Annotated in this window: 16 protein-coding genes; 12 read left to right on the top strand and 4 right to left on the bottom strand. The window is 60.6% G+C overall.

Annotation, left to right across the window (positions count from 1 at the left end):
* Positions 1–43 precede the first annotated feature (43 nt).
* Positions 44–1,540: a helix-turn-helix transcriptional regulator gene (locus tag ACZRN6_RS23950; protein WP_322145783.1), complete on the bottom strand. Its 1,497-nt coding sequence runs from the start codon at positions 1,538–1,540 to the stop codon at positions 44–46.
* 206 nt (positions 1,541–1,746) lie between these two features.
* Between ACZRN6_RS23950 and ACZRN6_RS23955 the strand changes: the two genes are divergently transcribed.
* The 8 genes from ACZRN6_RS23955 (at position 1,747) to ACZRN6_RS23990 (ending at position 8,609) form a co-directional block, all read left to right on the top strand.
* Complete coding sequence (locus tag ACZRN6_RS23955) at positions 1,747–2,715, top strand: hypothetical protein (RefSeq protein ID WP_464008994.1); 969 nt, start codon at positions 1,747–1,749, stop codon at positions 2,713–2,715.
* 113 nt (positions 2,716–2,828) lie between these two features.
* A complete protein-coding gene (locus ACZRN6_RS23960; RefSeq protein ID WP_464008995.1) occupies positions 2,829–3,632 on the top strand; it encodes an AraC family transcriptional regulator in 804 nt (267 codons plus the stop codon).
* A gap of 133 nt (positions 3,633–3,765) precedes the next feature.
* Entirely contained in the window at positions 3,766–4,584 is an 819-nt protein-coding gene (locus ACZRN6_RS23965) for an ABC transporter ATP-binding protein (protein WP_464008996.1), read from the top strand.
* The gene (locus ACZRN6_RS23970; RefSeq protein ID WP_008435867.1) at positions 4,581–5,345 is read left to right on the top strand and encodes an ABC transporter permease; all 765 of its coding nucleotides are present in this window, start codon (positions 4,581–4,583) and stop codon (positions 5,343–5,345) included. The genes ACZRN6_RS23965 and ACZRN6_RS23970 overlap by 4 nt, the downstream gene beginning before the upstream one ends.
* Positions 5,346–5,370: 25 nt before the next feature.
* Positions 5,371–6,411 (top strand): ABC transporter substrate-binding protein, encoded by a 1,041-nt coding sequence (locus ACZRN6_RS23975; RefSeq protein WP_464008997.1) that lies wholly within the window; start codon positions 5,371–5,373, stop codon positions 6,409–6,411.
* Positions 6,408–7,292, top strand: a complete 885-nt coding sequence (locus tag ACZRN6_RS23980) for a PhzF family phenazine biosynthesis protein (protein ID WP_464008998.1) — start codon at positions 6,408–6,410, stop codon at positions 7,290–7,292. The genes ACZRN6_RS23975 and ACZRN6_RS23980 overlap by 4 nt, the downstream gene beginning before the upstream one ends.
* Positions 7,289–7,747 carry a RidA family protein gene (locus tag ACZRN6_RS23985; RefSeq protein ID WP_464008999.1) on the top strand — a complete coding sequence of 153 codons (459 nt, stop codon included), beginning with the start codon at positions 7,289–7,291 and terminating at the stop codon, positions 7,745–7,747. The genes ACZRN6_RS23980 and ACZRN6_RS23985 overlap by 4 nt, the downstream gene beginning before the upstream one ends.
* Before the next feature lie 241 nt (positions 7,748–7,988).
* On the top strand, positions 7,989–8,609 hold the full coding sequence (locus ACZRN6_RS23990) for a transglycosylase SLT domain-containing protein (protein ID WP_322145776.1): 621 nt from the start codon (positions 7,989–7,991) through the stop codon (positions 8,607–8,609).
* A gap of 39 nt (positions 8,610–8,648) precedes the next feature.
* Here ACZRN6_RS23990 and ACZRN6_RS23995 read toward each other — a convergent pair whose 3' ends face one another.
* The 3 genes from ACZRN6_RS23995 to ACZRN6_RS24005 all read right to left on the bottom strand — a co-directional run bounded on the left by ACZRN6_RS23995 (position 8,649) and on the right by ACZRN6_RS24005 (position 11,123).
* On the bottom strand, positions 8,649–9,812 hold the full coding sequence (locus ACZRN6_RS23995) for a hypothetical protein (RefSeq protein ID WP_464009000.1): 1,164 nt from the start codon (positions 9,810–9,812) through the stop codon (positions 8,649–8,651).
* 14 nt (positions 9,813–9,826) lie between these two features.
* A complete protein-coding gene (locus ACZRN6_RS24000) occupies positions 9,827–10,714 on the bottom strand; it encodes a nitrilase family protein (protein WP_464009015.1) in 888 nt (295 codons plus the stop codon).
* 175 nt (positions 10,715–10,889) lie between these two features.
* Positions 10,890–11,123, bottom strand: coding sequence for a DUF6124 family protein (locus ACZRN6_RS24005; protein WP_464009001.1), 234 nt, complete (start codon positions 11,121–11,123; stop codon positions 10,890–10,892).
* Between the two features lie 487 nt (positions 11,124–11,610).
* Between ACZRN6_RS24005 and ACZRN6_RS24010 the strand changes: the two genes are divergently transcribed.
* From ACZRN6_RS24010 to ACZRN6_RS24025, 4 genes are all read left to right on the top strand, one after another.
* Positions 11,611–11,952 (top strand): FKBP-type peptidyl-prolyl cis-trans isomerase, encoded by a 342-nt coding sequence (locus ACZRN6_RS24010; protein WP_322145772.1) that lies wholly within the window; start codon positions 11,611–11,613, stop codon positions 11,950–11,952.
* 738 nt (positions 11,953–12,690) lie between these two features.
* The gene (locus ACZRN6_RS24015) at positions 12,691–13,407 is read left to right on the top strand and encodes an MgtC/SapB family protein (RefSeq protein WP_322145771.1); all 717 of its coding nucleotides are present in this window, start codon (positions 12,691–12,693) and stop codon (positions 13,405–13,407) included.
* A 281-nt stretch (positions 13,408–13,688) separates the two neighbouring features.
* On the top strand, positions 13,689–14,315 hold the full coding sequence (locus ACZRN6_RS24020; protein WP_322145770.1) for a response regulator transcription factor: 627 nt from the start codon (positions 13,689–13,691) through the stop codon (positions 14,313–14,315).
* 1 nt (position 14,316) lies between these two features.
* Positions 14,317–17,952 carry a transporter substrate-binding domain-containing protein gene (locus ACZRN6_RS24025; protein WP_464009002.1) on the top strand — a complete coding sequence of 1,212 codons (3,636 nt, stop codon included), beginning with the start codon at positions 14,317–14,319 and terminating at the stop codon, positions 17,950–17,952.
* Positions 17,953–18,045: the final 93 nt, after the last annotated feature.

An 18,045-nucleotide genomic window follows, 5' to 3' on the forward strand; every position in this document is an offset into this window, starting at 1 on the left:
CAATAAGGCGAATTTGCACCGGGCGCGCTAGTGCATTTGCACTCTATCTGGTTTTTTTAACTCGCAATTCACCGGCAAACAGCCCGCGCTCCCGGGCCCACACGAGGGCTGCGCTGCGGCTATGCACCCCAAGCTTGGAGTACACCGTGGCCACATGGTTACGCACGGTGTTGGGCGCCAGCTTCAGGCGCGAGGCAATTTCCTTGTCGGCCAGGCCTTCGCAAATCAGCCCCAGCACATCGCGCTCGCGGGCGGTGAGGTCGGTAAAGGAGATGTTCGGCACGTTGGGGCTGTTGACGCTCTTGGCATTGGCGAGTTTTTCAATCAGGGTCTGGCTGAACCACGAGGCGTCCTGCATCACTTCCTCGATCGCCGCCACCAGCTCCAGCTCGGAGCGTTTGCGTTCGGTGATGTTCATCAGCACCAGCAGGTAGCAGGGCACGTCCTGGATGCTGACGGTGTCGGCAGACAGCACGCAGTCGATCACCTCGTTGCCTTTCTTGCGGATCTTCAGGTCGAGCCCGTCAAGGTTGCCGGCGTTTTCCAGGGTGGTGAACAACTGCGTGCTCGCCTGGGGGCTGTCGATAAAGTCGATGTCTTCGATGGACTTGCCGATCAGCTCTTCACTGGTGTAGCCGGTGATGGTCATGAAGGCTTCGTTGATGTCCACCACCTGGCGGTTGGCGGCGTTGCACACCAGGGTCGGCACGGGCGTCAGGCGAAATGACTTGGCAAAGCGTTCCTCGCTCTGGCGCAGGGCGGTTTCGGCCTTGCGCCGGGGCTCCAGGTCGGTGAAGGAAAACAGCATGCAGTCTTCCTCGTTCATGTCCAGCGGCTGGCCGGCCACAATCACCAGTTTGCTGCCGCCTTCGGGCAGTTTCAGTTCGGCTTGCATCTGCGGAATGGTCGCACCGTCTGCCAGGCGCTGGATCGCCAGCTCGCGGTTTTCGGCCTGCTCCAACACATCCAACTCATACACCGAGCGGCCGATTACCTGGTCGCGGTTGTAGCCGGTCATTTCCAAAAAGCCCTGGTTGACCTTGATATAGCGCAGGTCGCTCAGGCGGCAGATCACCGCCGGTGCGGGGTTGGCGTTGAAGGTTTTCTCGAAGCGTTGTTCGGCGCTGGCCCATTCGGTGGCGTCGCTCAAAATCAACACCAGCAACTCCGGCTCACCGGCTGCATCGTCAAGCACCAGGCTGCGCAGGCGATGCACCCAGGTCTTGTCCTGGTCGCCGGTGGGGGTGACCTCCACCACCACGTCGCTGAATTCTTCACCGTTCGCCACCCGGCTCAACGGGTAATTCTCCAGCAACAGCGGGTGGTTGTTGCGGTAGCGCAGGGCAAAACGTGCGGCATATTCCTGGGTGTTGGCTCCCAGCGCCTCGACTTTTTCCACGCCATGCATCAGCAGGGCGGCCTCATTGGCCCAGAGGATGGTCTGGTCGACCTCGGCAAGGATCACGCCATCGGACAAGCCGGAGATGATCTGTTGCAGTTGGCGGCGGTTGGTTTCTTTGGCGAGGACGGCCTGGCTCATGGTTTCTCCAATATTGAGGGCACCTGTGCCCCTGGAGGCGCGGTGTCAGACGCATAGGGAGTACGACACCCGGTGCTCAGGATAGTGCAGACAAACTGCCCGCCGCAGGGTGCGAATGCACCAGCGCGCCTAGTGCAATTGTGCCGAGACCGCAGGGTAGGTGCCTCGCCACACTGGCCGCCTACTCACTGTTCAAAGGATCGACCATGACCACTGTCTATGAAAATCATCGCTCGCTGTTTCGCGTCTCCTGGGGTTCGGTATTGGCCGGCAGTGCAATTGCCCTGGTGACGTACCTGGTGTTGAGCGTACTCGGCACGGCGATTGGCGCCAGTGCGGTGAACCCGATGGCAGCCGGTAACCCGTTGAGCGGTTTTGGCACCGGTGCCGGTATCTGGCTGTTTGTGTCCACCTTGCTCGCAATCGGCGCCGGTGCATTCGTGGCCGGGCGTACCGCGCCGGATCGCGGCGGCCTGCATGGTGTGTTGAGCTGGACCATTACCACCTTGCTGGCCACCTGGTTGCTCGCCGCGCTGGCCACCAGCGTTGTGGGTGCGGCGGGTAATGTCGTCGGCAAAGGCCTGTCGGCTGCTGGCAGCGGTATCGCCGCCGTGGCGCCGGGCATCAGTGACAGCGTCAAGCAACAATTGAACGAGCAGGGCATCAACCTGGACTGGAACAGCTTGCAAGGCCAACTCGACACGTTGCTCAAGCAGAGCGGCAAGCCTGAATTGGACCCTGCCAACGTTGAGCAGAAGGCCGACCAGGCAACTGCCGATGGCAAGCAATCGGCCAACGACGCGGCGACCAACCCCGCCCAGGCCGGCGATGAATTGAAGCAATGGTTCGAACGGGTCAAGGCGTCCGGTGAGCCGGCGCTGAACGCAGCGGACAAGCAGGCGCTGGTCAACATCGTTGCCGCCCGTACCGGCAAGAGCCAGGCTGAAGCCACCCAGATCGTCGACAACTATGCCCAGGCCTACCAGCAAGCAGTGCAGAAGGTTGACGAGCTCAAGCAACAGGCTGAACAGAAAGCCCGTGAAGCCGGTGAAGTGGCGGCCAAGCAACTGTCCCGCGCGGCGTGGAGCACCTTGTTGATGTTGCTTTTGGGTGCGGCGTTGAGCTTTGGTGTAGGTCGCCTGGCGATTTCTACCCGTCGGGTACCGTTGGCTTGATCATGATGTGAGGTGCTTTATGTGGTGAGGGAGCAAGCTCCCTCGCCACGATGCTTTGCTGGCACCAAACATGCTAGTGTCAGTAGTTCAACACCTACTGGCAGTGCCTGGCGATGCGTGAAATCTACAGCGTCTTCAACTCCAACGGCGCCTATGAAACCGGGGCTCACGCCCATGATGAATTCATGCTGATGGTGCCCGAGCATGGCCTGTTGCGTTTCAAGGACGAAGAAAGCGGGCGCACCACCTCGGTGATCGACCGCCAGTTCGTCCTGGTGCCGCCGCAATCCAGCCATTCCTCTTCGTCTCTCACCGCAAGCCAAGGCCACGTGGCGTTCTACGTCGACCCCGACTACATGCACTACGCCTTGCGTGACCTGTCCGGTGACGCCAACCGACTGCTGCGCGTGCCCACCCTGGGCATCTGGCAAACCTCCGCGCCGCTGCATCATTTGCTCCTGGCAAAAAAAGCCTTCAGCCAACCCGACCTGTATGTTGACCGCCGCCGCCAGGTGGCCCAGGCCGATCACTTGCTGCTGCTTGAATGCCTGGCAATTTCCCTCAGCCAGCCGAGCCTGCAACGCTCCTCTACCGAGCGCCACGGCGCCATGCTGGTGCGTGACGTCAAGGCGTACGTGGAAGGCAATCTCGAACATGCGCCGGGGCTGGATGAAATCGCCGAGACGTTTCATATGTCGCGCCGCCACCTGACCCGGCTGTTCGCACTGCACACCGGCGAAACGGTGCTGGCGTATGTCCAGCGCCTGCGCCTGGAGCGCGCCCAGACCTTGTTGCGACACACGCGCATGTCGGTGCTGGAGATTGCCAATAACGTCGGCTATGAATCACCGTCCCACCTGGCCCATGTGTTTCGCCGGGTGCTGGGCGTGTCGCCGGATGAGTGGCGCCGCGGCTGATACCGCTTCAACTTTTTTGATGTCCCGATCCCGCGCATGATTCGGCCCGATCCCGTGCGCCGCAAATCTGTCATCCGTTCATCCTCACCCCGTCAACAACAAACAAGTCCGGCCTACCGGACGAGGAGGGGCGGTGAGTGCAAAACCCTTTATCAGCTTCGCTGGGGTGCAAAAAAGCTTCAAAGTCGAGGGCCGCCAGTTTGTGGCCGTGCGCAATGTAACGCTTGAAGTTCAGCGGGGCGAAATCATCACCCTGGTCGGACCTTCGGGGTGCGGCAAGTCCACCTTGCTCAACATGACCGCCGGGCTCTTCGGCCCCACGGAGGGCCAGGTGCATTACGACGGCGCCGAGGTCAAGGGCGTCAACACCCGTGTCGGCTACATGACCCAGGCCGACCACTTGCTGCCGTGGCGCACCGTGGCCGGCAACATCGCCGTGCCGCTGCAAATCCGCCGCATGCCCAAGGCCCGGATCGACAGTCGCGTCGAGGAACTGATGGCGCTGGTGGGCCTCACCGGTTTTGGCGAAAGCTACCCCAACCAGCTTTCCGGCGGCATGCGCAAACGCGCGGCCATGGCGCGCTTGATGGCCAGCGACCCGGAAACCCTGCTGATGGACGAACCCTTCGGCGCCCTCGATGCGCAGATGCGCCTGACCCTGCAGACCGAACTCTTGCGCCTGTGCCGCAAGCTCAACAAGACCGTGCTGTTCGTCACCCACGATGTCGATGAAGCCATCGCGCTGGCGGACCGCTGCGTGGTGTTCGCCGGCCGCCCCGGCACCATCGATCACGTGCTCGATATTCCCCTGAGCGGTGAACGTAACCTGGTGCAATTGCGCTCCGACCAACGCTACGTGGAACTCTGCGCCGCCCTCTGGAAACGCCTGGCGCCCGACGTCGCCGGTGCTGCCGATCCCGCCTCATTGGCTCACTCGCTGGAGGTCGTATGATCCAGGTCTATCGCTTGCTGTTCCTGATTTTCCTGCTGGTGTTCTGGGAGTGCGTTTCGCGCTGGTTCGGCGTGGAGTTCTTCATCAGCCGGCCCTCGGCGGTGGCGCAAAGCTTGTGGAAAATCCTTATGAACGGGGTGTTTTTCTACCACGCCGGCATCACCACGCTGGAGGCGGTGTTGGGCTTCTTCTTCGGCTCCCTCGCAGGTTTGATCGCCGGTTTGGTGCTGGGCCGCGCCAAGCTGCTGGCGGATATTCTCGACCCGTTCCTGACCGCCTTCTACAGCCTGCCGAAAGTCGCGCTGGCGCCACTGTTCATCCTCTGGTTCGGCATCGGCCTGCCGATGAAAGTCATCCTGACAGCAGCCGTGGTGTTCTTCCTGGTGTTCCTCAACACCTACAGCGGTGTGCGCAACGTCTCCCGCGAGCAACTGACCATCCTGCGCCTGATGGGCGCCAAGGAGCGTGACCTGCTGACCATGGTGGTGATCCCTTCGGCCTTCACCTGGGTGTTCACCGGCCTGCGCTTGTCGGTGCCCTATGCACTGATTGGCGCGCTGGTGGGCGAGATTATCGCCGCCAACCGGGGCCTGGGTTACCTGCTCTCGGATGCGGCCTCGCAGTTCGACACTGCCGGTGTGTTTGCCGCGCTGGTGGGGATCATCGCGCTGGCGCTGATCCTGAACACGGCGGTGAAGCTGGCCGAGCGCAAGTTGATGCCGTGGAAGGCCAACGAAGCGGAACGTGAAGTCGCGGTTTAACCCCTCATTTTTGTGGAGCTTGATCATGTTCAAACCATTGTTCATTGCCAGCGTTTTACTTGCCTCATTCATGCCAGCAGCGCAGGCCCAGGACCTGACCAAAGTCACCCTGGCATTCCCCAGCGAAGGCTTTCTCTATGTGCCGATCTACGTCGCGCAAAAGCAAGGCTACTTCGCTGAAGAAGGCCTGAATGTCGAAGTGATCGTGTTCCAGAAAGGCGGCTCGGCGGCGCTGACTGCTGTCCTCGGCCGCGACGCGGATGCGTATGTCGGCTTGCCCGCCGTCGCGGTGCGCGCCCGCACCAAGGGCCAGAACGTCCAGGCGTTCGCCGCCGTGCAAACCCAGTTCGGCAGCACCGTGGTGATCGACGGTGCCTCGGCGCAAAAGGCCGGCGTGTCGGCCACCTCATCCCTGGCCGCCCGCGCCCAGGCCCTCAAGGGTTTGAAGATCGGCGTCACCGGCCCCGGCAGCACCACCGACATGCTGGTGCGCTACCTGGCCAAGGACGCCGGCCTCAACCCGGATAAAGACTTCACCATCATGCCCATCGGCGGCGCGCCAAACATGCTTGCGGCGTTTTCCCAAGGCAGCATCAACGGCTTCTCGCTGTCGCCACCCACCATCACTACCGCTGAAAAGCAGGGCGGTTTTGTGCTGATGGACCTGGCCAAGGGCGAATACAAACCCCTGGACGGCTTCCTCTTCACCGCGATGATTGCCCGAGAAGACTGGCTGGCCAACAATAAGGCCACGGCCGAGAAAATGGTCCGTGCCCTATGGCGCGCCGAGCACCTGATCGCCAGCGACCCGGACAAGGCCCGTGAATCGGTGCGCCCGTATTTCGCCCACACCGACGCTGCCATCTTCAATGCCGCCTGGGCTGCTTCGCTGCCGTCCTACCCGTCCACGCCACGAATCGAGAACGAGGGTGTTGAGAAAAACATCCGCTTCATGAACGCTGTGGAGAGCGAGCCGGTAAAACTCGACGCGCAGCAGGTCTACACCAACTCCATTGTCGACGCCGTGGCGCCGACTGTTTCCACCCTTCAGGGAGAGGCGAAATGACGCCCGAGGTTCACCTGGTCAATGTTTTCCCCGCCACCGCCCGTGGCGGCAACCCGGCGCCCACCGTGGCCGTCGCCGATGGCATGAGCGATGCCGACATGCAGCAAGTGGCCCGCGATTATGGCCATGAATGCGGCTTTGTATTTGCCGCACCGGCCGGCAGCGAGTTTGATTTTGCGTTGCGCTTCTGGGTGCCCAACCATGAAATGGAAATGTGCGGCCACGCCACCGTGGGTGCGGTGTGGCTGCTGGATCGGCTGGGCATGCTGCACAAGGACCGCCTGACGTTATCGACACTGAGCGGTCCGGTGGATGCGCGGATCACCGCTGCGGGCACCCCGGATATCCAGGTGGAAATCAGCCAGCCCAAGGGCCGGGTCGAGGCGTTGAACGACGCTGATGTCGAGGCCGAGATTCTGTCCGTACTCGGCATCACCTCCAACGAACTGGCGCCGCTGCCGATCCAGAACGCTTGCACCAGCCGGGTGAAAACCCTTATCGCGCTGAAAAGCGTGGCGGTACTGGATAGCCTGAAACCGGATTACCGGCGGATGCAGCAACTGTGCGAACGAATCGGCTCTACCGGTTTGTACCCCTATGCGCCATCGGATCTGGAAGGCCGACAGTTTGATGCGCGGCAGTTTCCCAAGTCCTCGGGTTACCCGGAAGACGCTGCCACCGGCATCGCGGCTGCCGCGTTGGCGTTTGGCTTGTTGGAGAATGGCCTGGTGACGGCGGATGATCGCCCGGTGCACATCCGCCAGGGGCGGGCCATGGGCCGACCTTCGCAAATTTCCCTGCGGTTTCGCCGGGATGAGGCGGGCCAGGTGCAAGGTTGCTGGTTGGGGGGGCATGTGGAATTTGTCGAGGAGCCGGCATGAGCGTGCGCGAAAAACTGCAAGCCCTCGGGCTGGAATTACCCGAGGCGCCGAGCCCCAAGGGGGACTACGTGCCGGTGACGATTCAGGGTGGCGTGGCGTATGTCAGCGGGCAGGTTTGTCGGCAGGGTAACAGCGTGATTACCGGGCCGGTGACGGACCAGACCCCAATGGAGTTGGTCAACGAAGCGGGGCAGACCTGTGTGCTGCGGGCCTTGAGCGTGCTGGACCAGGCGGTAGGGTTGGAGAATGTCGAGCGCATCCTGTTCGTTCGCGGGTTTGTGTTAGGCGGGGAAGGTTTCCAGGGCTTCTCCAAAGTGGTCGACGGCGCGTCGCAACTGTTGATCGAGCTGTTCGGCGAACGTGGCTGGCACGCGCGTTCGGCGGTGGGCGTGGCGGGGTTGCCCGGCAACGGTCTGCTCGAGCTGGAATTGACGGCAGTCGTCACGCAAACCTGACCTGCCTGAACCACCCACCAAAATGTGGCGAGGGAGCTTGCCCCCGCTGGGCTGCGCAGCCGCCCCAAAACCGATGATCGCAGTGCCTCGGGCATAGCGCGTCAACCGGTCCGGGAGCGCTTCGCACTCCAGCGGGAGCAAGCTCCCTCGCCACAGGATTCGTGTTGCTTTCACCTCTGCATCAATCCCGATGAACGAGTAAACTGCCCGCCTTTTATCCTCACGACGAGACGGTGAGCTTTTGAACGCAGGAAAAACCGCAGGGCTGTTGCTACTCACCGCCTTATTGGCGGGATGCGGCACCTCGCCACCCCGCACCCCCAACGACATCTGCGGCATCTTCCGCGAAAAGGACGATTGGTACGACGCCGCCAAGGTTACCCAGGCGCGCTGGGGCGTGCCGATCCAGGTGCCGTTCGCGATCATGTATCAAGAATCGGGCTTTCGACAGGACGCCAAGACCCCGCGTAAATACCTGTTATGGATCATCCCCTGGGGCCGCGTGTCTACCGCCTCCGGTTACTCCCAGGCCAAGGATGAAGTGTGGAGCGACTACCAGAAAAGCACCGGCCGCACGGGTGCCAGTCGCCAGGACTTTGACGACGCCATCGACTTTGTCGGCTGGTACATGGACAAGACCTACACCATCAACGGCGTTTACAAATACGACGCCTACGGCCAGTACCTGAATTACCACGAAGGCTGGGGCGGTTACCGTCAGCGTACCTACGCGAGCAAAGCCTGGCTGATGCCGGTGGCGGGGAAGGTGCAGGCGCGTTCGCAGATGTACGCGGCGCAATATGCGGGCTGCAAGAATGATCTGGGGCGTGGGTTCTGGAGCCGGTTCTGGCATTGGCTGTGATTGCTCGGGCAGTCCTTTGCCCGGTGTAGGAGAGGGGAGTTAGACGGCCAACCATCCCACCAATGGCACAATCAGCAAGGTGCTCAACGCCATGGAGATTATGTTGCCGAGATAAGGATGAACGTGCGGTGGTAACCGTTCTGCAATTGCGCAGGCCAGTGGCGGCGCGATCAGCGCGCCAAGCAACGCACTGGTCCCCATCACCATCCAGCTACCACCATGGGTCAATACGGCTGCCGGGACCACCGATACCAGCGGGACATACGTGGGATACCAGCCGCGTTTGATCCACTGATGTCGCCAGATCACCACGCCCAGTGCTGACGTCAGCGCTTGCGCGCCGATCAGATGCAGTATCAGGCCGGATCCATAGGCCGGGCTCACCGGGTTCAGCGCGTAAGCCAGTAACACCCCCGCCAGCAAGCCAAGGCTGGCCAGTTCATTGCCGAAGAACGGCGCTTCGGAAAAATCAGCCAATACCCTCCGCACGCTCCACACCACACCATAAGTCGGTGGCGGTAACGGGGCGGGCCTTTGCGGCGCTGTGTAATCGCTTCGTACCAGGGCCGGCACGCGACGGCACAATACAAAGGCAATCACACTGCCAACCGCCATCCCGAGCACATTTCCGATCACCACCGGCAAGCCCAGCGGCATGCAGACGTAATTGACGATCAACAAACACATCGGCGTGACCAGTAAGGCTCCCAGTACGGCGCCGTTGAGCGTCACTTTCCAGCCACCTCCGAACATCAGCACCATTGCCGCTGGCAGTGAAACAAACGCCGCAAACGTCGGCTGCCATGTGTCGGTGGTCACGGTCCAGCCCCATAACGCATTACTCAGCAGCAAGCCGAGTAACGAACTGGTTACCAGCCACGGCCACAGTCCTGTGCCGTACGAGATAGCAAAGCCCTGCCAGGACTTGCCCGTGCGGCTGGCCCACCAAGCCAGATATGCACCGCCCAGCAGCCCGACTGAAGCCAGTTCATGTTTGTAGAACGCGACTTCGCTGATATCCCCCAACACCCAGCGCAACCAGGCACTGGGCTGTGGAAGGTTGGTGAGCATATCGACGTAGCCCGGCCAAGGGTAAGCAAACGCTATCCACAGGATCAGCAATGCACTGGCAACCCCCAAGGCGATAACAATGTTATCGGCCCGGGAGCGTTCTGAGCGTGGTTTTTGCAAAAGGGTTTCCATGGTGCGCCCTCCGGTCAGCGTGGCAGGGCGCGGTGTTGGGTATACCCAAGCATCTGGTCGTAAAGATCCGCGCGCCGGTCGCGCTGCAAATCGTTGAGGCTGTTCCAGATCGGCGCACTGCGGGCACTGGTGAGGTCAACATCGGCAAACAGAATCTCTTGCCGATTCGCCGAAGCCACCGTGCCAATGGGCCAACCGTTGGTACCGGCAATCAGCGAACATCCCAGGTAACGCGCATCGCGCTCCTCGCCGATACGACTGGCGGCGGCGATAAACACGTTATTGACGTGGGCGGCGGTCATCGTGAGATACGACGCCATGCACTTCCCCGCGTCGTCGAACAACGGAGGCGGGGTCCACACCCAGTTGTTGAGGCTGCAAATAATATCGGCGCCTTGCTGGCTGAGGATGCGTGGCACCTCGGGAAACCAAATGTCCCAGCAGATCAACAGGCCAATACGGCCTATGGGTGTTTCGAAAACGGGGAATCCTGTATCGCCGGGAGTGAACCAGAGCTTTTCAAGGTTCCACAGATGGGCCTTGCGGTACTTGCCAATAAAGCCGTCCGGCCCCAGCAATACAGCCGTATTGAACAGCTGCATAGCGGAAATTTCGCTGAGGCCTGCGACCAGATACACCTCATGTTTGCAGGCGAAATCTGTCCAGGCTTGCACAGTCGGCCCACCCGGAATGGCCTCGGCGTGGTCAAACGCGTCCTGACGGCTGGAGAAAAAGTAACCACAGTTTGAGAGCTCTGGCAGCACGATCAGATTGGCACCGCCGCTCACTGCTTCCGTCGCCAGCTCAAGGCTATGACGCAGGTTGCGCTCCCGGTTTTCCATTCCCACCTGGGGATCGAACTGTACGACAGCTATGCGAACAGGGCTTGTTGGATCGCTCATTGCGGGTGACCTCTTATTTTTATGCAACCAAGGAAGTTGTTTTTTTATAAGAGGTGAAATGATGAACACGGGTAAGTCAGCTGCGTCCCCTTGGGTTGTAGGTCAGTTCCGGTAGCTAGTGTGCTAGACGTATGGGAGATCGTTCCCTCGCTCTGCGCGGGAACGATCGTTATCCTTAACGCGGTTGTAAACAATCCACCGCCCGGTCAACCATTACGCGTGCCATATCCACCAGGTGCATTACTGAAATGACTAGTGCCCGAGGCGGGCCATCCAACTGGTCGCCGGCTTGTTGGGCGGTGACTGATGCACAGTGCAACAAGCTGCTGGTATGGATCAGGGCGCTTTCAAAACTGGTATCGGGATCAACGGCAAATAACGCTGGTTCTTCTGTAACAAACTTGCTCATGGTTAAACTCCTAATCGACGTTAGAGAGCCAACACCATCGCTACTAAACGGGGTGGCGGCCGCACGCAGGTTAGTAGACCGGTGATTAGGACCCGGCGCACCCGAAGGTGCCCTACGCACGGCCACCATAACGCAGGGCCGAAAAAAAGCGCCTTGCAGAAGGGGGCGCCTTGCGCCTAATCACATAGCGGGCTACTAAACCCGGTCACTGAATTGGTAGTGACCGCTGGAGACTAGCCATGTGATTTGAACGGCACAAGGGGACAGAATTTTCTAGGAAGCTTCCTGCAAAGGAAAGGGAAATGTCACTGATTTGGCCCTCCATGGACGTGTAGTTGCCTGAAGCCAGGCAGTCCATATCGGCATTTCTTATTCTCAAAACGTAAACGGTAGCCAGCTTTTGGCTATTACCTGAATTATCGCAAAGGGTGGTGGCTCACGATCATCAATCAACCTGCACCCGCTGCTGTGACAACGAGAGAATACGATGCGCAACGAACTGAAAATCACCGACCTCCGCCTCGGCGACGGCAAGACCGTGGTCAAAGGCGCCCTGATCACCACGCAATACACGGGCACCCTGGAAGACGGCACGGTGTTCGACTCTTCATGGGAACGCGGCAAGCCGTTTCAATGCGTGATCGGCACCGGTCGCGTCATCAAGGGCTGGGACCAGGGGCTGATGGGCATGAAAGTCGGCGGCATTCGCACGTTATTCGTGCCGGCGCACCTGGCCTACGGCGAGCGCTCGATGGGGGCGCATATCACGCCCGACAGTAATCTGCGGTTTGAGATTGAGTTGCTGGAAGTACTGACGCGCGACGATTGAGAAGGGATGAACATGGATGTTGTTGACACGATGGCCTTGCCTCTCAGCTCGATAGTGGGCATCCGTGTGGTTGAGCTGACCCTTAAGGATGAAGCCGAGCTGCGATCAATGAGTATTTGGCGCTGGTGGAGCGTGATCGAACGTCTTCTGCGTAGCAGCTGTCGAGCCTGGGAGAGGCTGCGTTCGGCGCGACTGGTTGGAGTGTCTGGCTTGATGATCGCAGTGTGGCCGACGCAGCCTCGCTTGGGCTCGACAGCTGCTACGGGGGGGAGAGCTGCGCAGTGGTGCGTACCTGAACCCTCCCTGAAGAACCTGCTCAAACCCACCGGGTAAATTTTCCTACGGTTTACTCTGCTTAATTCGGAGCGTAAGCTTCGCGCGTTTTCATCAATAGTGGAGACCCTCAGTGGGTACTTGTTCGAGTGACAGTCGTCGGCCGGTCTCGATAACCGGCACATACTTGGCAAGATAACGCGCATTTTTCCGATGCCGTTGTCTCGCCCAGAAGCGAGAAGCGGCATCCCGGTGGCGGCCAGTCCAGGCCCGATCCCGAATTCCCTCTCATCGACGCTTAACAGTACGTGATGCCTTGCATCGCGGTACTGCGCACGCGCCTGTCGTTTGCGACGGGCGGGCCTGTCCTGTCGTGCCTGTGACTCAATCACGGCCCGGGATGGTCGTACCTGGCCGAAGGTTTCCTCGCGTAAGTTCGGCTGGTAATGAATAGGGAAGACTCCCATGCAAGCAATCAACAACATCAACCTCAACTCGCTGGTCGACACGCTGGTCAGCCTCTCCGCGGCCTTCATTCTCGGTGGCCTGATCGGGTTCGAGCGCCAGTACCGCCAGCGCACGGCGGGGCTGCGCACCAACGTGCTGGTGGCGGTGGGCGCGGCGATTTTTGTCGACATGGCCAACCGCCTGGGCGGCGCTGAAGGGGCAGTGCGGGTCGTGGCCTATGTGGTTTCGGGCATCGGTTTTCTCGGTGCCGGCGTGATCATGCGTGAAGAGGGCAACGTGCGCGGGCTGAACACGGCGGCCACCCTTTGGGCGTCGGCGGCGGTGGGCGCCTGCGCCGGTGCCGACCTGATCCTGGAGGCGCTGCTCGGTACGCTGTTTGTGTTGGCGGCCAATACCTTGCTGCGCCCGATCGTCAACAACATCAACCGCCAGCCGCTGGATGTGGTGTCGGCCGAGGTGACCAACATTCTGTATGTGGTGGCCCGGCGTACTCAGCAAAAGGCGGTATTGGCCTTGCTCGAAGCCGAACTCGCCCGCTGCAACTACCCGGCCAGTGATGTAGACGTACGCCCCTTTGGTCCCGAAGAGGTGGAAATCGAGGCGACGCTGGCCGTGACCTCCGTAGACGGTGACGAACTGGACGCCCTGGTGGCGCGTATTTCCACGTCAAGCCTTGTGGTACAGGCCTTCTGGAGCCCGAGTACTACTGATTAGGGCGCCTTTGCTCCCAGCGAGCTGGCTATTTACTATGCTCTTGGTGAGGAAAAATCCTACATATAGATGGGACTATCCCTTCAGGTGGCGCGTCATTCCATTGGTAAGGTTGCGCGCTTGCGGCTAACCCGGCACGCAGACGTCGTTTATGGCGTTCAAATGGAGGGGCCCGACTATTGTTTGTAGGAATGTTCTGAACCGCTCGTCGGAACTGTCATTTCTCACAGGTAGATAGGTCCCGTCTGATGTGTAACGGTACTGAATCCTCCCAGGGGAGCCTTATGAGCAAAGCTTTAATCGTGGATGACCACCCATTTATTCGCGCAACCGTGCGGTTCCTGCTGAAGCAGGAAGGCTTCGACACTATCTTCGAGGCCGGCAACGGCGCCGATGCCATGCAGGTTGCCCGCGAGGAACGCCCTGAACTGATCATCCTCGACCTGGCCATGCCCAAGTTGGGCGGCCTGGAGGTGATCAGCCGGATCAAGGCGCTGGGCCTGCCCTGCAAGATCCTGGTGCTGACGTCTTACCTTGCGGTGTTTTTTTCCACCCGTTGCATGCGGGCTGGCGCGATGGGGTTTGTTGCCAAGACCGGCGAGCTGGATGAACTGCAAAAAGCGATCAAGGCGGTGATGTCCAACTACAGTTGCTTTCCGAGCCTGCCCACCAGCTCGGTGCGCCGGGACGATTTGCAGTCTAGCGAGCAGGACCTGGTGGCCGAGCTTTCCGACCGCGAGTTGACCGTGCTGCAGAAGCTGGCCCTGGGGTTGGGGAACAAGGAAATTGCCGAAGACATGTTACTCAGCCACAAGACCATCAGCACCTATAAAACCCGCCTGAAGGAGAAGCTGCGCATGTCGTCGGTGGTGCATTTGTCCAAGTTCGCCCAGCGCAATCATCTGATCTGAAATGACCAGCTTCCGGGTCTTGTGGCTCAGTGCAGGCATGCTGCTGGGCGTGCTGTGCGCACAAGCCCCGGCCGTTGGCGAGCCACGCACCCTGTACCTGTTGGGGCACTCCATCGTGGAAACCCCGGCAGTGGGGCTGGAGGAAGCAGACTGGCGCTGGCTACGCGAACGGCGCCGTTTGCTGATGGGCATCTCGGGCCCCGATTACGCGCCGTTCGAGTTGAGCACCAGCGATGAGTTGGAAGGGATCACGGCGGATTACGCGGCGCTGATCAGCGATGCGTTGAATATCACGATAGAAGTGCGCCGCTACGACAATCGTGACGAAGTCATCGCCGCGCTCAAGCGCGGCGAAGTCGACTTTTTGGGCTCTGCCAACGGTTACGAGGCGCCAGACCCGCAGTTGGTGCTGTCGCGTTCCTATGCCATGGATCAACCGGCCCTGGTCACCCGCACGGGCGACAGCCAGAGCCTCAGTGCCGACCTGGCCGGCAAGCGTGTGGCGATGCTCTATCACTACATGCAGCCTGATGCGGTTCAGGCGTTTTACCCTCAAGCACGGCTGCAGCTTTTTCCATCGACCTTCGAGGCCATCGGCGCTGTCGCGTTCGGCCAGGCGGATGTTTACCTCGGCGATGCAATCAGCGCCAACTACCTGATCAACAGAAACCACCTGAACAATGTTCGAATGGCCGACTTCTCGTCACTTGAAGTCAATCCCTTTGCGTTTGCATTTTCCCGGGACAACGCGCGGCTGCTGCCGATGATCAACGCGGCGCTGGCCGTTATCCCGGTCAGCGAGCAGATGGAAATCCTGCGGCGCTGGAGTGCCGGAAACCTCGGGTTCCTCGGGGCGGGCCGCCTGCGCTTGAGTGCCAGTGAACAGCGTTGGCTGGAGAGGAACCCCAGGATAAAGGTCGCGGTACTCGACAAGTTCCTGCCGGTTTCATTCATCGACAAACAAGGCGCTTTCGAAGGTTTGAGCGCTGAGGTGCTGGCTCGCATCAGCTTGCGCACAGGCTTGAAATTTGACGTCGTCCCCGGCACTTCGATGCCCCAGCAAATCGACAAGGTCAACACCGGCGGCGCGGACATGATCGCGGTCGTCACCCCCAGCATCGAGCGTACAGACAAGGTACGCATTACCCGGCCTTACCTGACCAACCCGTTTGTGTTGGTCAGCCGCATCGGAGACGGCAGCCCCCTTACCCTGGAAGACATGGCTGGCAAGCGCCTGGCGCTGATTGGCGGCAATAGCTTGCTGGAGGGTTTTGTGCAGGACTATCCCTCCATCAAATTTGTGGACGTCGAGAACCCGGAACACGCCATGGAATTGGTGGCCAATGGCGGTGCCGACGCCGCCGTCAATACCTTGATCAGTGCGCGCTACATGATTGCCCGCGAGTACCGTGACCGGTTGCGGGTTACCAGCACCGTGGGGTCCGAGCCCGCCCGCATCGCTTTTGGTGTCAACCGTAGCCAACTGGAGTTGTATTCGATCCTCGACAAGGCGCTGCTGAGTATCACGCCCCAGGAAATGGACGAATTGGCCAGCCACTGGCGCAGCGAAGTATTGGTTGAAGACAGCTATTGGGCGCGGCATCGCAATGTGATCGTCCAGGGTTTCAGCCTGGCGGCGCTGCTGCTGCTGATTACCCTGGGCTGGGCGATTTACCTGCGTAGCCTGATACGCAAGCGCGTGCAGGCCGAGCGCGCCCTGAGTGACCAGATGCGTTTTATGAGTGTGCTGATCGACGGCACACCCCATCCGATTTATGTGCGTGATCGCCTGGGCCGGCTGATGGCGTGTAACAGTGCTTACCTTGATGTGTTTGGGTTCAGGCTGGAGGACGTGACCGGCAAAACCGTGGTCGAGACCGACACCGGCAATCGCCCCCAGGCTGAGTCGTTCCATCAGGATTACCTGCGGTTGATGGAGCAGGGTGAGCCACAGATTCATGACCGCGTGCTCAAGGTGCCGGGCGGCACAGTGCTGACGATTTACCACTGGATGCTGCCATACCGCGACGGTAATGAGCAGGTGGTAGGCATGATCGCCGGTTGGGTGGACATCAGCGAACGCCAGCACCTGCTCGGCCAGTTGCAGGAAGCCAAGGAGGATGCCGACGCGGCCAATCGTGCGAAGACCACATTTCTGGCCACCATGAGCCATGAAATACGCACGCCCATGAACGCGGTGATCGGCATGATTGAACTGGCCTTGAAAGCAGCCGAACAAGACCGTGCCGACCGTGATGCCCTGGAGGTGGCCGCCGAGGCATCGCGGGGCATGCTGGAGTTGATCGGTGACATCCTCGACATTGCGCGCATTGAGTCGGGCCACCTGTCCCTGACCCTTGAGCCTGCCAACCTGCACGCGTTGCTGGCGGCCGTGGCACGGGTTTTCGATGGGCTGGCGCGGGCCAAGGGCCTGGTGTTGCAGGTGGAGCTGGACCCGCTGATTGATCGTTGCGTACAGGTAGACCCGATGCGCTTCAAGCAAGTGGTGTCGAACCTGCTGAACAACGCGATCAAGTTCACGCCCCATGGCCGGGTACGGCTTGGCGCGTCGGGTTCGTCGGCGATTGCCAATGGTTACCTGAGCCTCAGGCTGTGGGTGGAAGACACCGGCATCGGCATCAGTGTCGAAGACCAGAAGCGCCTGTTCAACCCGTTTATCCAGGGCGGCAATACCGCGCAGTCGGCGCGCAGCGGTTCTGGCCTGGGCCTGGTCATCAGCCGCAACCTGTGCGAGATGATGGGTGGGCAACTGCAATTGAGCAGCCTGCTGGGGCAGGGTACTCGGGTAGACGTCACCCTGGAGCTGGCTGTTGCCGATGCAACCCTGATGCCGGCGGTCTCCGTTGCCCTGGACGCTCCGCTGGCCCACGCGTTGAGCATTCTGGTGGTGGATGATTACCCCGCCAACCGGCTGTTGCTGGCCCGGCAATTGAGCTTCCTGGGGCACCGCATCACCACGGCCGAAGACGGCGTCGAAGGGCTTGAACTGTGGCTGTCCGGGCAGTTTGACGGGGTGATTACCGACTGCAATATGCCGTTCAAGGACGGTTACGAATTGGCGCGGGATATCCGCACCCTGGAGCGTGAGCGCGGCCTGGTGCCTTGCCTGTTGTTGGGGTTCACCGCCAACGCCCAGCCCGAGGAAGCCGAACGTTGCCGGCAGGCGGGCATGGATGGCTGCCTGTTCAAGCCCACCGGGCTTGAAGACTTGCATGCGGCCCTGGCGTTGCGCACGGCCACGCCCTCTGTGGCCCCGGGCACCGTTGATGAACGGTCGACAGGCTTCGACGTGGGCCACCTGGAGAAGTTGACCGGTGGCGATGTAGGCGCGGTGAAAGAGCTGCTGGCGCCGTTGCTCGACAGCCTGGAGGCAGACCACCGGCAACTGGTGACTCTGCAACGCCAGGCAAATTTTGCCGGCCTGCATGACCTGGCTCATCGAACCAAGGGTGGCGCGCGCATGGTCAAGGCCCAGGCATTGATGGCGTGTTGCGAGGTACTGGAAAACGTCTGTGAGCGGCAAGCGCGTGACGAATTGGCCGCTGCCGTCGACGGGGTGGACGGCGCGCTCTCTCACCTGCATCACGCACTGTCGGTCTATTGCAATCAGACTTGACTGCCAGGGACTGCCATTCGAGCTATTTGGGATAACTCCTACGTGAAGGTGGAACAAGCCTTATTTAGTCTTCGGAATATGTCTGGAAAATAG

Source organism: Pseudomonas sp. A125 (genome assembly GCF_055409485.1).

What these genes read in the sequence shown, in the direction of transcription:
- ACZRN6_RS23950 (WP_322145783.1), bottom strand. Translation starts at nt 1,540, where the DNA reads ATGAGCCAGGCCGTCCTCGCCAAAGAAACCAACCGCCGCCAACTGCAA.
- ACZRN6_RS23955 (WP_464008994.1), top strand. Translation starts at nt 1,747, where the DNA reads ATGACCACTGTCTATGAAAATCATCGCTCGCTGTTTCGCGTCTCCTGG.
- ACZRN6_RS23960 (WP_464008995.1), top strand. Translation starts at nt 2,829, where the DNA reads ATGCGTGAAATCTACAGCGTCTTCAACTCCAACGGCGCCTATGAAACC.
- ACZRN6_RS23970 (WP_008435867.1), top strand. Translation starts at nt 4,581, where the DNA reads ATGATCCAGGTCTATCGCTTGCTGTTCCTGATTTTCCTGCTGGTGTTC.
- ACZRN6_RS23975 (WP_464008997.1), top strand. Translation starts at nt 5,371, where the DNA reads ATGTTCAAACCATTGTTCATTGCCAGCGTTTTACTTGCCTCATTCATG.
- ACZRN6_RS23980 (WP_464008998.1), top strand. Translation starts at nt 6,408, where the DNA reads ATGACGCCCGAGGTTCACCTGGTCAATGTTTTCCCCGCCACCGCCCGT.
- ACZRN6_RS23985 (WP_464008999.1), top strand. Translation starts at nt 7,289, where the DNA reads ATGAGCGTGCGCGAAAAACTGCAAGCCCTCGGGCTGGAATTACCCGAG.
- ACZRN6_RS23995 (WP_464009000.1), bottom strand. Translation starts at nt 9,812, where the DNA reads ATGGAAACCCTTTTGCAAAAACCACGCTCAGAACGCTCCCGGGCCGAT.
- ACZRN6_RS24000 (WP_464009015.1), bottom strand. Translation starts at nt 10,714, where the DNA reads ATGAGCGATCCAACAAGCCCTGTTCGCATAGCTGTCGTACAGTTCGAT.
- ACZRN6_RS24005 (WP_464009001.1), bottom strand. Translation starts at nt 11,123, where the DNA reads ATGAGCAAGTTTGTTACAGAAGAACCAGCGTTATTTGCCGTTGATCCC.
- ACZRN6_RS24010 (WP_322145772.1), top strand. Translation starts at nt 11,611, where the DNA reads ATGCGCAACGAACTGAAAATCACCGACCTCCGCCTCGGCGACGGCAAG.
- ACZRN6_RS24015 (WP_322145771.1), top strand. Translation starts at nt 12,691, where the DNA reads ATGCAAGCAATCAACAACATCAACCTCAACTCGCTGGTCGACACGCTG.
- ACZRN6_RS24020 (WP_322145770.1), top strand. Translation starts at nt 13,689, where the DNA reads ATGAGCAAAGCTTTAATCGTGGATGACCACCCATTTATTCGCGCAACC.
- ACZRN6_RS24025 (WP_464009002.1), top strand. Translation starts at nt 14,317, where the DNA reads ATGACCAGCTTCCGGGTCTTGTGGCTCAGTGCAGGCATGCTGCTGGGC.